Raw genomic sequence first — 13,301 nt, forward strand, 5'->3', positions numbered from 1 at the left:
ATGCAAATCAGGCACTCGACCCATCCGGCGCAGTTGCCGGGCTTCGACACCGACGGGCTGCGGCAGCACTACCTCGTGGACGACCTCTTCGTACCGGGTGAGATCCGGACCGTCTACACGCACGAGGACCGCATCGTCATCGGCGGCGCGACCCCGGCACCAGGTCACCCGCTGAAGCTTGAGAGCGCTCCCCCGCTCCGGTCAGCGCACTTCTGCGAACGCCGCGAGCTCGCCGTCCTCGCGATCCGCGGTTCCGGAACGGTTACCGTGGACGGAACCGAGCACGAACTCGGTACGCGCGACTGCCTCTACATCGGCCAGGGCGCCGTGGACGTCGAGTTCTCCGCCTCCGACGAGGACACCCGCTTCTACCTCTTCTCCACCCCGTCCCATGCCTCGTTCCCAACGGAAGTGGCCCGCTTCGACGAGGTGGACGTCCTCAAGCTGGGTGACCAGAGCACCGCGAACGTCCGCGAGATCCGCAAGTTCGTGCACGCCGACGGCATCCGTTCCTCGCAGCTGGTCCTGGGCGTGACCTCGCTGGCGCCGGGCAGCGTCTGGAACACCATGCCGCCGCACACCCACGACCGCCGCACCGAGTGCTACCTCTACTTCGACCTCCCCGAAGACCACCGCGTCATCCACCTCTGCGGCGAGCCCCAGAACACCCGCAACATCGTGGTGCGCAACGAAGAGGCCGTGATCTCCCCGTCGTGGTCCGTCCACAGTGGAGCAGGGACGCACTCGTACACGTTCGTCTGGGCCATGGGCGGCGAAAACCAGGCCTACGACGACATGGACCCGGTCGCCGTCACGGAGCTCAGGTGAACTTTTCGCTCAACGGCAAAACCGCCCTCGTCACCGGAGCCCGCACCGGCATCGGCCGAGCCATCGCCCAGGGCCTCCACGAAGCCGGCGCCGAGCTGATCCTCGTCGGCAGGGGCGACCTCGAAGACGTGGCCCCAGCCCTCGCCACCGTGTCCCTGGACCTCTCGGATCCGGCCTCGATCGAGCCGGCCCTGACCCCGGTCCTCGCCGAACACGGCGTGGACATCCTGGTCAACAACGCCGGCACGATCCACCGCGGCGCCGCCGTCGACGTCTCCCTGTCCGACTGGCAGCGGATCATGGCCGTGAACCTGGACTCGGCCTTCGAGATCTCCAAGCTCTGCGGCCGCCACATGATCGCCCAGGGCAGCGGCAAGGTCATCAACATCGCCTCACTGCTGTCGTTCCAGGGCGGCATCCTGGTCTCGGCCTACACAGCCTCCAAACACGCCCTGGTAGGCATGACCAAGCTCCTCGCCAACGAGTGGGCTGCGTCGAACGTGCAGGTCAACGCCATCGCACCGGGCTACATCGAAACGAACAACACAGCCCCTCTGCGAGCCGACCCGGACCGCGAACCATCGATCCGGGCCCGAATCCCAGCTGGCCGTTGGGGCAAACCAGAAGATCTGGTCGGCCCAACGGTGTTCCTTTCGTCTGCCGCGTCCGATTATGTGACCGGACACGTACTGGTGGTCGACGGAGGCTGGCTGGCGAGATGACCGATACCGCCGTCGAAAAGACGCTCGCCGTGCTGGAGGCCCTGGCCGACCACTCGCGCATCACCGACATCGCGCGCGTGACAGGCCTGCCCAAGTCCACCGTCCACCGGCTCCTCCAGACCATGGTGGACCGAGGCTTCGCAACCATGGGCTCGGACGGCTACCTGACGGGCCCGCGAATCCTCGCGCTGGCGGGCAAGGTCCTGCGCCCTCTGGACACGGTGGAGCGAGCACGGCCGTTCCTGCGCGCCCTGCAGGAATCCACGGGTTGCACAGTGCACCTGGCCGTCCTCTTCGGCGACGAGCTGGTCTATGTCGACAAGATCGAGGCCAACAAGCCCTACCGCATGGCGTCCCGGCTGGGCATGTCCCTACCGGCCCACGGGACCGCCATCGGCAAGGCGGTCCTGGCCTCGCAGTCGGCCTCGGAGTTGGAGGCCTACATCGCCCGCACGGGGCTGCCGGGCCGCACCCCGCACACCATCACCTCGGCGTCGCGGCTGAAGTCGCAGCTGTCGAGGGTGCGGCGATCCGGGTTCGCACTGGACGACGAGGAGAACGAGCTCGGCGTCCGGTGCGTGGGTGCCGCGATCCGGGACCACGCCGGTGTGGTGATCGGCGGGCTGAGCGCGTCCTCGCTGGCGATGGAGCACTCGCTGCAGGAGCTGATCGCGCTCGGACCGCGGGTGGTGCAGGCTGCGGGTGAGGTGTCGGCGGCGCTCGGCTGGGCCTAGCCGCGGTGCAACGTGGTCACCATCGCCTCGATCGCGATGCGCGGCTTCACGTTGACCTCGATCGCCTCCCGGCAGGCCAGCACCGCCTCCAACCGCCGCAGGATCGACTCCCGCGACCACTGGGCAGCAGCGGTCCGGGAGTCGCCGGCGCGGTCCGGATGCATCAGTGCGGCTTCCGACCCGGTGTGCGTTACCAGCGCGTCCCGGTAGAACCCGGCCAAGTCCACCAAGGCCATGTCCAACGAGTCGCGCTGAGTCCGAGTGGCCCGAGACTTCTGCCTCTTCTCCAGATCCTTCAACGCGCCCTTGGCCCCACGGGTGGCAGCAGCAGTCCCCTTACCTGTGCCGCCGGCTCCCATGGCCGTCTCCAACGCCTCCCGCTCAGCCTCGTTGCGAGACTCGTTCGCGGTGGAAGCGTCGTCCTCAGCCGCCTTGATCAGCTCATCGGCACAGGTGAACACGTCGGCAGGCTTGCGCAAGGCGAGAGGAATCCGCAGCACGGCCTCCCGCCGGGCCCGGGCGTCCGAATCCACGGCCAGCCGCCGCGCCCGCCCGACATGCCCACCGCAAACGGAAGCGGCCCACGAAGCCATCTCGGCCGGAACGCCGTCCGCAGCCTCCAACGCCGACGCGATGGCCGCAGGACGTGGCGAGCCCAGCGACACCAGCCGGCACCGCGAACGAATGGTCACCGACACGTCGTCCGGATGGTCGGAAGGCGCGCACAGCAGGAACACCGTCCGGTCCGGCGGTTCCTCGACGGCCTTCAGCAACGCGTTGGCCGCGCCCTCGGTCAGCCGGTCGGCGTCCTCGATGATCACCACCTGCCACCGGCCAGAGGTCGGCCGGCGAGCGGAGATCTGCACGAGGGCGCGCATCTCGGCGACCGAGATCGAAAGTCCCTCGGGAGCGACGACCCGCACGTCCGCGTGGGTGCCGTGCAAGGTGGTCCGGCACCCGGCGCACTCACCACAGCCAGGCCGGTCGTCGGTCACCACGCACTGCAGAGCGCCGGCGAAGGCACGAGCGGTGGACGAACGGCCGGAGCCGGGCGGGCCGGTGAAGAGCCAGGCGTGCGTCATGGCGCCAGGAGCAGGCGTTCCTCCGGCAACGATCGCGGCAGCCGCCTCAGCGGCCGCAGACAGGGTCGCCACCGCGTCCGGCTGGCCGACCACCTCGTCCCACACGCTCATGACGACCAGTCTTCCAGCGCGGGATCAGACCGCGGCTTCGGGGACCGCCCGCTTGCGGGTGGCCAGCAGCGGGACGACTGCGGTCCGGACCCGCTCGGCCACCGCGTCGACATCCCCGTCGGCCTCGACCACCACGTACCGGTCCGGATCAGCGGCAGCCATCTCGCTCAGCAGCCGCTGCACCCGCCAGTGGTGCTCCAGCGCGATCGACTTGCCGTCGGCCACCGGCCGGTCCAGCAGGATCGTCAGATCAGGCCGCAGCCGGCCGGTGGCCCAGTCGACCAGCCCTTCGAGCTCCTGGTGTTCCAACGAGCTGGTGGCGGTGAAGTGGGCGAGCGGCGAGTCGACGTAGCGCTCCATCACGACGACGGAACCTTCGTCCAGAGCTGGGCGCACCTGCCGTTCGACGACATCGGCACGGACTGCGGCAGCGACCAACGCCTGTGCGCGCACACCAGCCAGTTCGACGGACGACAGCATCGTGCGCAAACGGCGTTCGTCGTGCTCGGGATCGGCGGCCAGCAGCACCTCGACGCCCTCGGCACGCAGAGCGGCGGCCAACCGGCGAGCCTGCACCGAGGTGTCCTCACGGGTGTCACCCTCGACCGCGATCAACAACCCCTTGGACTGCCTGCGCCCGCGAATGGCCGCGAACAGCGAAGACAACACCGGCTCCTCACGCCGGTCGTCCATCTGCCGGTACGCGACGAGCCCCAGCACGATCGCGATCACCGCGCCGGCGAGCATCACCGGGCGGGTCGCGTCGACCTCCATCGGGTGACCGAAGACGCTGACCTGGCGCTTCTGCAGCAGTGCCACGACCAGCGGGGCACCGGCGGAGGCGCCGAACAGCACGATCTTGAGCAAGGACTGGATCAACGCGACCGTGCGGCCGCGCATCTCGTCCTCGACCTGCGAGCCCACGATCGTCAGGCCGGTCAGGAACGCCACGCCCGCGCACGCACCGACCAGCGCCACCATCAGCAGCGCGATCCACAGGTGCGGGGCCAGCGCGACCAGCACCAGCGTGATGCCCGCGCCCACGATCGTCACGCCGAACAGGCGGTTGTAGGCGAGGCGGCGGGCCAGCCGGGGTGCGGTGGCCATGCCCAGCGCGAGGCCGACGAACACGGCCACGAACAGCAGGCCGAACGTCGAGGCGCCGCCGAGCAGCGACTCGGCGTAGAGCTTGGCGGTCGCGATCACGACACCGGCCGCGGCGAACGCGCCGATCATGCCGATCACCAGGCCGCGGACCAGCGGTGTCGCGGCGGCGAAGCGGATGCCGTCGCGGAACATCGCGACGAAGCCCGGCTTGTCGGCCTCGACCTCCTTCTTCCTGGTCGAGGCGCGGCCGGACAGCTCAGGCAACCTGGTCGCGATCAGGATCGCGGAGGTGAAGTACAGCAGGCCGTTGATGATCACGGCGATGGTCGCGATGCGGAACTCGAGGTTCCCGCCCTGCAGGTTCAGGTAGCCGGGGATGCCCGCGATCAGCGAGTACAGGCCGAAGCCGCTGATCGTCGAGATGCCGTAGGTCATCACCAGGCCGAGCTGGTTCGCCGACTCCACCTGGTCCGGGCGGCGCAGCAGGTTCGGGACCGCCGACTCCTTGGCCGGGATCCACAACATCGCGCAGCAGCCGACCAGGAAGTTCGCCACGAAGAGCCAGATCGGTGAGCCGATCAGCGCGATCGAGATGAACAACGAGCCGCGCAGGACGTCGCAGACCACCATCACCTTGCGGCGGTCGAACTTGTCCGCGAGCACGCCACCGATGGGCGCGAAGAGGATGCCCGGCAGCAGCTGCGTGAGCACGACCAGCGACAACGCGAACGACTGCCACTGGTAGCTGTGCATCATCTCGGAGACCAGGCCGGTCAGCGCGAGCAACGACAGCCAGTCACCGACGCTGCACAGGTAGGTGACGAGCCACAGCCTCCGGAACGGCCGGATCGCGAGCACCGAACGCAGCCGGTGAACCGTGGACACGCTGGACTGGGCCGGCCCCGCGAGGCCCGCCTCGGTCACTCCTGTGTCCGCGTCCTGAATGTCAGTCACCCCTAATCGGCCCAACCCGTGGGATCAGGGTAACCGGAGCGAGCACGGCCCAACGCCCGACTCTCAGCGTCAGGGGCTGAAGATCGCCCCAAGAATGTTCACGACCACCAGCACGAAGAAACCGATCACGATCAGGCAACCGATGAACGCGGCCACTCCACCGGACTTCTTGGCAGGCTGTTGTTGTTGCACGCCTTGTATTTGCTGTGCCGGCGCGAATGCTTGCAGGCCCAGCTGCGGTTGCGGCTGAGGCGCTCGCTGACGACGCCCGCGCGGCCGCCGTTGCTCCTGCTCCATCGCCTGCCAGATGGCCTGCCGCATCTCCTCCGTCGGCACCGGCGGTGTAGGCACCGACACACGTGACGTGGAGTACCCGGAGGTCCACTGAGGAGCGAGCCACTTGTCGGCCGTCACCAGCCCGGCCAGCGGGTCTGGGAACAGCTTGGGAGGCGGCGGGGCCTGAGTCCCGTCCGGACCGAACTCGTTGATCGGCACCGCCACCTCCGAACAGCTAGCTCTTGGACTTGGCCGGAGCCTTCTTCGCGGCGGCCGGCTTCTTCGCGGCCGCGGGCTTCTTCGCCGGAGCCTTCTTCTTGACCGGCCCCTTGGCGCGCTTCTCGGCCAGCAGCTCCGCCGCGCGCTCGTCGGTGATCGACTCGACGCTGTCCGTCTTGCGCAGCGACGCGTTCGCCTCACCGTCGGTGACGTACGGACCGAAGCGGCCCTCCTTGATCACCATCGGCTTGCCCGACACCGGGTCGTTGCCCATCTCGCGCAACGGCGGTGCGGCGGCGGCACGACCGCGCTTCTTCGGCTCCGCGTAGATCTTCAGGGCCTCTTCCAGCGTGACCGAGAAGATCTGGGCCTCGTCGGTCAGCGACCGCGAGTCCGTGCCCTTCTTCAGGTACGGGCCGTAACGGCCGTTCTGCGCGGTGATCTCGGCACCCGTCTCCGGGTCCTTGCCCACGACGCGCGGCAGCGAGAGCAGCATCAGCGCGTCGTCGATCGTGATCGTGTCCAGCGACATCGACTTGAACAACGAGCCGGTGCGCGGCTTCGGCGCCTTCGCCTTCGACGTCGTGCCGTTCTCGGCGGGATCGGGCAGGACCTCGGTCACGTACGGACCGAAGCGGCCTTCCTTGGCCACGATCTCGTTGCCCGAGACCGGGTCGGTGCCGAGCGATCGGCCTTCCTGCGGCGTCGAGAACAGCTTCTCGGCGATCTCGCTGGTCAGCTCGTCCGGCGCCAGGTCGTCCGGCAGGTTCGCGCGCTGGGCGGCACCGTCGACCTCGCGCTCCAGGTACGGCCCGAACCGGCCGACGCGCACGACGACCGTGCGGCCCTCGGCGTCGCTGAACAGCGGGATCGAGTTGACCTCGCGCGGGTCGATGTCCTCGACACCCGTGCCGACCAGCTTCTTCAGGCCACCGGAGCGGCCGATCGAGCCGTCCGGGCCGATGCTGCCGCCGAAGTAGAAGCCGGACAGCCACGTCGTGCGCTGCTGACGACCTGCGGCGATGCCGTCCAGCTCGTCTTCCAGCGCCGCGGTGAAGTCGTAGTCGACCAGGCGGCCGAAGTGGCCCTCGAGCAGGCCGACCACGGCGAACGCCACCCACGACGGGACCAGCGCGGCGCCCTTCTTCCAGACGTAGCCGCGGTCCTGGATGGTGCTGATGATCGACGAGTAGGTGGAGGGACGGCCGATGCCGAGCTCTTCCATCGTCTTGATCAGCGACGGCTCGGTGAAGCGCGAGGGCGGCGACGTGGTGTGGCCGTCCGCGGACAGCTCCGCGATCGTCAGGTCCTGGTCCTTGACCAGCTGCGGCAGGCGCGACTCCGCGTCGTCCGACTCGCCGCCGGCCTCGGCGTCGACGGTCTCGACGTAGGCCTTGAGGAAGCCGGCGAACGTGATCGTGCGGCCGGACGCGGCGAACGTGACCTCCTGGCCCGTCGCGGCACGGCCCTGGATGCGGATGCTGGTCGTGTTGCCCCGCGCGTCGGCCATCTGGGACGCGATCGTGCGCTGCCAGATCATCTCGTAGAGCTTGAACTCGTCGGCGTCCAGCTCGGCGGCGACCTGACCGGGCGTGCGGAAGGTCTCTCCCGCCGGCCTGATCGCCTCGTGGGCCTCCTGCGCGTTCTTGACCTTGCGCGTGTACTGGCGCGGCTCCTTGGCGACGTACTGAGCGCCGTAGAGGTCCGTGGCCTGCGTGCGCGCCGCGTTGATCGCGGTCTCCGACAGCGTGGTGCTGTCGGTACGCATGTAGGTGATGTAGCCGTTCTCGTACAGCTTCTGGGCCGTGCGCATCGTGCGGTCGGCGGAGAACCGCAGCTTGCGGCCCGCCTCCTGCTGCAGCGTCGAGGTCATGAACGGCGCGTACGGCTTGCGGCTGTACGGCTTCTCCTCGACGGACGCGACCTTGACCGGCGCGTTCTGCAGCCCGGCGGAGATCGCGCGGGCCTGCTGCTCGTCCAGCACGACCACGTCGGCCTTGCCGGTGAGCTTGCCGTCCGAGCCGAAGTCGCGGCCCGTGGCGAGCCTCGTGCCGTCGACGGCCACGAGACGCGCGCCGAACTGACGCGGCGTGGCCTCGGCACCGGCGTCCATCTGCGCGGAGATGTCCCAGTAGCTCGCGCTCACGAACTTCATGCGTTCGCGTTCGCGCTCCACGACCAGACGCGTCGCCACGGACTGCACGCGGCCCGCCGAGAGCTTCGGCATGACCTTCTTCCACAGGACCGGGCTGACCTCGTAGCCGTAGAGGCGGTCGAGGATGCGCCTGGTCTCCTGCGCGTCGACCAGGTCCTGGTCGAGGTCACGCGGGTTCGCGGCGGCGGCCTGGATCGCGGACTCGGTGATCTCGTGGAAGACCATCCGGCGAACCGGGACCTTGGGCTTGAGCGTCTCGAGGAGGTGCCACGCGATGGCCTCGCCCTCGCGGTCACCGTCTGTCGCGAGGTAGAGCTCGTCGACGTCCTTCAACGCTTCCTTGAGCTCGGTGACCAGCGACTTCTTGTCCGCGGAGACCACGTAGAGGGGCTCGAAGTCGTGGTCGACGTCCACGCCGAGCCTGGCCCACGCCTGGCCCTTGAACTTCGCGGGGACGTCGGCGGCACCGCGCGGCAGGTCCCGGATGTGTCCCCTGGAGGACTCCACGACGAAGTTGGCGCCGAGGTATGAGGCGATCTTGCGCGCCTTCGTGGGCGACTCGACGATCACAAGTCGCCGGGTGCTGCCCGCTCCTCCGCTGCTCTTTCTCGTCCGTGTCGATCCAGCCACTCGCCGTCCCGCTCTCTTCCAAACCCGGTTCCCAGGCCCGCCAGTGTTGCCCAGCGTCGGCCGAAAAGCACACCATCCGTCGTGTCTCTGCGACGCCTGTACGACGAGACAGAGTGACACAACCTTGCCGGACCGCCCGCTCAGGCCGCCGGCCAGGTGCTGCACGCCACCCCGTGCGGAGGACTTCCGACCAGCTCAGCGAGCCGTGCCAGCCTTCGTCGGCCGGTTACCCGCAACGCCGGAGCCCCTACCAGGGTGCACGGAAGTCCGGATGCGAGCAGGGCATTTTGCAACGGCAGGTGTGTCTGCGGTGCGTTGGGGTCCAAACCGAGCAGGTACGCCGACTCCATCCAGCTGCCCGCGGCCAGCGCCCAGACCCGCAGCACTGCTCCGTTCAGCTCGAAGTCGGCCGGGACCTTCTTCGTGGATCCGTCCAGCCAGCGGGCGGCCAGAGGGGTGAGATCGGTGCGGAACGGCGTGCGGACGAACCGCGTGCCTTCCTCGTTCACGCACAGCTCGGTGGTGACGTCGCGCTCGGCGCAGGCCTGCTTGAGGGGCTGGTGGCGCCACTCGTCCTTGAGCTCGACGTACACGCGAGCGGCCGTGCCGCGCGCGAAGCTGACGGCCTGTCCCGGCCCGCAGAGGAAGCCGGCGAGGTCCGCCTTGGCCGGCACGCGCGCCTCGGCCGAGAAGAAGGACAGCTGCCCAACCACGGCCCACAGAGTAGAACAGACGTTCGACTGTGACCAGTGGTGCGTGTGTGACTGCGTCTTGAACGAGTAACTGGCACAGAGGGGGCGTTGCCAGTTATTCGCCAGGGCGCCCAAGCCCGGCCATCACCCGGTGACCAGGCCCTGCCCCTTCGACTTGATCTCCGCGCACGGCTGCGACTTGTTCAGCGCGTCGGCGTACTTCGGCCGTTTCTGCAGGTCCTGGAAAGTCGCGCGGAGATCTTCCGGACTGCTCACCTGGTTCTTCTCGGCCAGGATCTTCTCGGCCTCGTCCCAGAACTGCGCGTTCGGTTCGAGCTTCTCGACCGGGGCCTGGGCGTCCTGGTACGACTTGGCCGACTGCTGGACGAACTTGAGCAGCCGTTCGTGGACCTGTTGGAGGTCCTTTTCGGGCGTGCCGAGCTCGGTCAGCTTCTTCTCCGCCGCGCCGAACGCAGTCGCGTTGGCCGTGACGAGCCTGAGGTACGCGGCCTTGACCGCAGCGGGGTTCGCCGCGTCCTGTTTGCGCAGCTCAAAGCCCGCTTCCATGCCCGGAAGGACACCGTTGCAGAACGCGTCGACCCACTGGCCCTGGGCGTCGGTGAGTGGCGTGTCCTCGGCGGAACCGCAGGCGGTCAGCGCGACGGAACCGGCCAGGACGGCGGCGAGCAGGCGTGTCCTCACCTGCCTATTTTCCACCGGCCAGTTTCTGCCAGTCCGCGCACACCTTGTTCGCGCGGAACGCCTCCTTGTACTTCGGGACGTCCACGATCTGCTTGAACATCATCTGCACGCTCTCATTGGCACCACTGGTCGCCAGGACCTGTTGATAGCGCTCGGGGAACTTGTCGTCGGCCGCCAGTGCCGCCAGCCGCGTGGACGCCTCGTCGAAGCGCTTGGCCTCATCGCGCAGCGACTTGATCAGCCGTTCGTGCGGGTTGCTCACGTCCGAGCTCATCGGACCGAGCTTCTCCAGGTCGTCGGCCATCTTGCGATCCGACGCCGCGGCCGTCGACGCCCAACGCACCACGGCCGCCTTCACCGCCTCCCTGCCCTCAGGAACCTTGCCCTGGATCTCACGCCGCGCGACCTCGGTGACGCCCAAGGGACCGCAGTAGGCCTCGAACCAGGCCGCCGGATCGACACCGGGCACGTCGGCCGTCGTAGTGGCCGGAGGAGGTGTGAGGGGTGGCTTCGGGGCCTGGGCAGGCGTGCTGCACGCGGCGAGCGCGGCCGTGCCCAGCACGGCCGCGACCAGGCGAAACGTCATCACTGACCGATCAGCTTTCCGAGCTTCTCCCGCATCTGCGTGCACTCGGGCGCCTTCGCGATGGCGTCCTTGTACTTCGGGTTCGCGTCGAGCTTCTTGACCTCGTCGGCGAACTTCGACGGGTCGGCCGAGTCGCCGCCGAGCTTCTGGACCTGGTCCATGAAGTCGGGCGCGTTGGCGTCGAGCTTGCGCATCTGCTCGGCGACCGTCACGTACTCCTTGGCCGCGGTGCCGAACTGCTTCACGATCTCGTCGTGCACGGCCTTGGCGTCCTCACCGGGCGCGCCGATCTCCTTGAGCTTGGTCTCGGCCTCGGCCATCGACTTCGAGCCCGTCTCGAGGATCTTGAGCATGCCCTCCTTGAGCGCCGCCGGGTTGTCGGCGTTCGTCGCGGCGAGCGTGATCAGCTCGACCGCGCCGGTCAGCACCGGCGTCGTGCCACCGCAGAAGGCGCCCGCCCACTTGACCGGGTCACCGGCAGGCGGCGTCACGGAGGTGGTCGTGGGCGTCGTGGTCTGCGTGGACGGCGCGGCGCCACCGGAGCAGCCGGCGAGGACGGCCGCCGTGCAGGCAGCGATGAGCGAAAGACGTGCATTCACGGTAAATCCCCCAGAAACGTCGAACCAGGGCGGCGAACGGTACACGTTCGGGCGATCTGGTTCGTTGCCTCAGTTGCCCTGCATGTAGCGGACGCCCGCGCACACGCGGTCCTGGTCGAGCGCTCGGGCGTACTCGGACCGGCTGCTGAGGTCCTCGAACAGGTCCTCGACGTCGTTCTCCTTCGATCCGATCTGCGCCGCGAGCACTGCCGCGAAGGCGGCGCCGAACCCCGTGTCCGGCAGGCTCTCGATCCGGTCCTGGGCGGCTGCATAGCCGTCTGCGACAGCGCGCAGAGACTCGATCAGGTGCTCGTGGGTGTCCTTCGCCGCCGGCGCAAGCACGCCGAGGTCCTCGGTCGCGTCGGCCATGTCGCGCAACGACTCCGTCGCAGTCGACGTGAGTTCGAGCGCCGCGGCCTTGGTCGTCTTCGCTTCTCGCCTGGCGCTGATGAACAACCCGTACTCAGTGCAGTAGGTCCGCGCCCATCTCAGCTCGTCGGAGGGAACGGTGGTGGTTCGAGGACCAGGCACTGACCTGTTGTTGCCGCAGCCGGTGAGGCAGACGAGAAGTGCGCAGGCCAAGGCCACTGCAGACGAGCGTGCGAACACCGGAACCCCCAGCTCAAACCACGAATCGCCCGAACAGTACGCGTTCGGGCGATCCGCGGTGCAGGCGTTTACGAGGTCGGCGTGGAGGAAGGCGAGATCTCCAGGCCCTTGCAGTTCGGCGCCTTCTGGGCGGCCGAGCCGAGACCCGTCTCGTCGAACTTCTTCTGCACGTCGGCGCCCGTCTTCTCGAGCGTGGCGGCCTTGCCGATCATCTCGGTGAACGCGGCGACGACCTGGGTGGCGTCGGTGGAGGAGTCCAGCTTCGACTTGGTGTCGGCGAGCAGGGTCTTGATCTGGCCCATGCCGTCCTCGGCCGTCGTGACCAGCTCCTTCGACTTCGGGTGCGGGCCGTTCTCCAGCGCCTTGAGGTCCGCGATGGACTTGTCGACCGCGGCGACCTTGGTGCCGAGCCAGTCCGACAGGCCCGTCTTGAGCTTGGCCGGGTCGTTCATGTCGATGCCCGGCTCGTCCGACATGGCCTTCACGGTGCCGTCGACGGCGCCGCAGACCTTGTCCATCCACGCCACGACGTCGGCCTCGTTCGGGGTGGCCGTCGTCGGGGACGTGGACGAACCTCCGCTGCTGCACGCGGTGAGCGCGAGCAGACTCGTCAGAAGTGCGATGGCGGTGTGACGCAGGCGCATGGGCCGGAAGCTACTCCGAACGGCCTCGCTCAGCTCGTCGGCGTGACGTTGAGGCGCTGCATCTCCTGGCACTTCGGCGCGGTCTGGGTGGCCTTCTGCAGCTCCGGAACGCCCTTGAGGTCCCGCAGCGGGTCGGCGAGCTCGGAGAGCTTGGCGATGGCCTCTCCGGCGGCCTGGAGGCCTCCGGTGGCGTCGTTCGCGTCGGCCTGCTCGATCTTGGCCTTGGCCTCGGTGAAGACGGTGCCGAGGGAGGTGAACGTCTCGGCCATCTTGTTGACGGCCTCCTCACCACCCGCGACAGGTGACGGGCCTACGTTCTTGAGGCCCTCTGCCGACTTGGTGAAGGCGGTGGCGAGCTGGCCCATGTACGCGGCCATCTCGGCCTTGAGCTTGGCTGGGTCGCTGGCGTCGAGCTTCGGAGTCGTCTTGTCGATCTTCGCGAACTCGGACGCGGCGCCGCACACCTTGTCCATGTAGGCGACGGCCTGGGGGCTGGCCGCGCCGCTGGTGGGCGTCGATGAAGTGCCGGAGTTGCCACCAATGGTGCACCCGGCCAGCGCACAGGCGGCGACGGCGGCAGTGGCGACGAGGCGGAGCCTCATGTCGTAACTCCTCGGTCGGGGTACGTCGGGGGAAGACCCGAACGTACCC

General features: G+C 68.5%; 14 protein-coding genes. 3 read left to right on the forward strand and 11 right to left on the reverse strand.

What is annotated here, in order from left to right; genetic code table 11:
* The 3 genes from kduI to UK23_RS12175 are packed head-to-tail and all read left to right on the forward strand — an operon-like array spanning position 1 to position 2,284.
* On the forward strand, positions 1-828 hold the full coding sequence (gene kduI / locus UK23_RS12165; protein ID WP_045311565.1) for a 5-dehydro-4-deoxy-D-glucuronate isomerase: 828 nt from the start codon (positions 1-3) through the stop codon (positions 826-828).
* Positions 825-1,550, forward strand: coding sequence for an SDR family oxidoreductase (locus UK23_RS12170; RefSeq protein ID WP_045311566.1), 726 nt, complete (start codon positions 825-827; stop codon positions 1,548-1,550). Before kduI ends, UK23_RS12170 begins: the two co-directional genes overlap by 4 nt.
* A complete protein-coding gene (locus UK23_RS12175) occupies positions 1,547-2,284 on the forward strand; it encodes an IclR family transcriptional regulator (protein ID WP_045311567.1) in 738 nt (245 codons plus the stop codon). The genes UK23_RS12170 and UK23_RS12175 overlap by 4 nt, the downstream gene beginning before the upstream one ends.
* Here UK23_RS12175 and UK23_RS12180 read toward each other — a convergent pair.
* The 11 genes from UK23_RS12180 to UK23_RS12230 form a co-directional block, all read right to left on the reverse strand.
* On the reverse strand, positions 2,281-3,477 hold the full coding sequence (locus UK23_RS12180) for a DNA polymerase III subunit delta' (RefSeq protein WP_045311568.1): 1,197 nt from the start codon (positions 3,475-3,477) through the stop codon (positions 2,281-2,283). The genes UK23_RS12175 and UK23_RS12180 overlap by 4 nt on opposite strands.
* A gap of 24 nt (positions 3,478-3,501) precedes the next feature.
* Positions 3,502-5,538, reverse strand: a complete 2,037-nt coding sequence (locus UK23_RS12185; protein WP_045311569.1) for an MFS transporter — start codon at positions 5,536-5,538, stop codon at positions 3,502-3,504.
* Between the two features lie 69 nt (positions 5,539-5,607).
* The gene (locus UK23_RS12190; protein WP_156213046.1) at positions 5,608-6,033 is read right to left on the reverse strand and encodes a hypothetical protein; all 426 of its coding nucleotides are present in this window, start codon (positions 6,031-6,033) and stop codon (positions 5,608-5,610) included.
* Between the two features lie 16 nt (positions 6,034-6,049).
* Positions 6,050-8,818, reverse strand: coding sequence for a type I DNA topoisomerase (gene topA / locus UK23_RS12195; RefSeq protein ID WP_045311571.1), 2,769 nt, complete (start codon positions 8,816-8,818; stop codon positions 6,050-6,052).
* A gap of 140 nt (positions 8,819-8,958) precedes the next feature.
* Positions 8,959-9,531 (reverse strand): hypothetical protein, encoded by a 573-nt coding sequence (locus UK23_RS12200; RefSeq protein WP_045311572.1) that lies wholly within the window; start codon positions 9,529-9,531, stop codon positions 8,959-8,961.
* 123 nt (positions 9,532-9,654) lie between these two features.
* On the reverse strand, positions 9,655-10,212 hold the full coding sequence (locus UK23_RS12205; protein ID WP_045311573.1) for a hypothetical protein: 558 nt from the start codon (positions 10,210-10,212) through the stop codon (positions 9,655-9,657).
* A 4-nt stretch (positions 10,213-10,216) separates the two neighbouring features.
* Positions 10,217-10,798 carry a hypothetical protein gene (locus UK23_RS12210; protein ID WP_156213047.1) on the reverse strand — a complete coding sequence of 194 codons (582 nt, stop codon included), beginning with the start codon at positions 10,796-10,798 and terminating at the stop codon, positions 10,217-10,219.
* Positions 10,798-11,397: a hypothetical protein gene (locus UK23_RS12215; RefSeq protein WP_045311575.1), complete on the reverse strand. Its 600-nt coding sequence runs from the start codon at positions 11,395-11,397 to the stop codon at positions 10,798-10,800. The genes UK23_RS12210 and UK23_RS12215 overlap by 1 nt, the downstream gene beginning before the upstream one ends.
* 69 nt (positions 11,398-11,466) lie before the next feature.
* Positions 11,467-11,928 (reverse strand): hypothetical protein, encoded by a 462-nt coding sequence (locus UK23_RS12220; RefSeq protein WP_156213048.1) that lies wholly within the window; start codon positions 11,926-11,928, stop codon positions 11,467-11,469.
* A gap of 146 nt (positions 11,929-12,074) precedes the next feature.
* The gene (locus UK23_RS12225; protein WP_045311577.1) at positions 12,075-12,650 is read right to left on the reverse strand and encodes a hypothetical protein; all 576 of its coding nucleotides are present in this window, start codon (positions 12,648-12,650) and stop codon (positions 12,075-12,077) included.
* Between the two features lie 29 nt (positions 12,651-12,679).
* Positions 12,680-13,252, reverse strand: coding sequence for a hypothetical protein (locus tag UK23_RS12230; protein ID WP_045311578.1), 573 nt, complete (start codon positions 13,250-13,252; stop codon positions 12,680-12,682).
* Positions 13,253-13,301 lie beyond the last annotated feature (49 nt).

The sequence above is a fragment of the Lentzea aerocolonigenes genome, assembly GCF_000955955.1.
Classification (GTDB): domain Bacteria; phylum Actinomycetota; class Actinomycetes; order Mycobacteriales; family Pseudonocardiaceae; genus Lentzea; species Lentzea aerocolonigenes_A.

Bases quoted from the DNA above. Each gene is read 5' to 3' on its own strand.
- UK23_RS12230 (WP_045311578.1), bottom strand. From the start codon at position 13,252: ATGAGGCTCCGCCTCGTCGCCACTGCCGCCGTCGCCGCCTGTGCGCTG.
- UK23_RS12180 (WP_045311568.1), bottom strand. From the start codon at position 3,477: ATGAGCGTGTGGGACGAGGTGGTCGGCCAGCCGGACGCGGTGGCGACC.
- kduI (WP_045311565.1), top strand. From the start codon at position 1: ATGCAAATCAGGCACTCGACCCATCCGGCGCAGTTGCCGGGCTTCGAC.
- UK23_RS12225 (WP_045311577.1), bottom strand. From the start codon at position 12,650: ATGCGCCTGCGTCACACCGCCATCGCACTTCTGACGAGTCTGCTCGCG.
- UK23_RS12210 (WP_156213047.1), bottom strand. From the start codon at position 10,798: ATGACGTTTCGCCTGGTCGCGGCCGTGCTGGGCACGGCCGCGCTCGCC.
- UK23_RS12175 (WP_045311567.1), top strand. From the start codon at position 1,547: ATGACCGATACCGCCGTCGAAAAGACGCTCGCCGTGCTGGAGGCCCTG.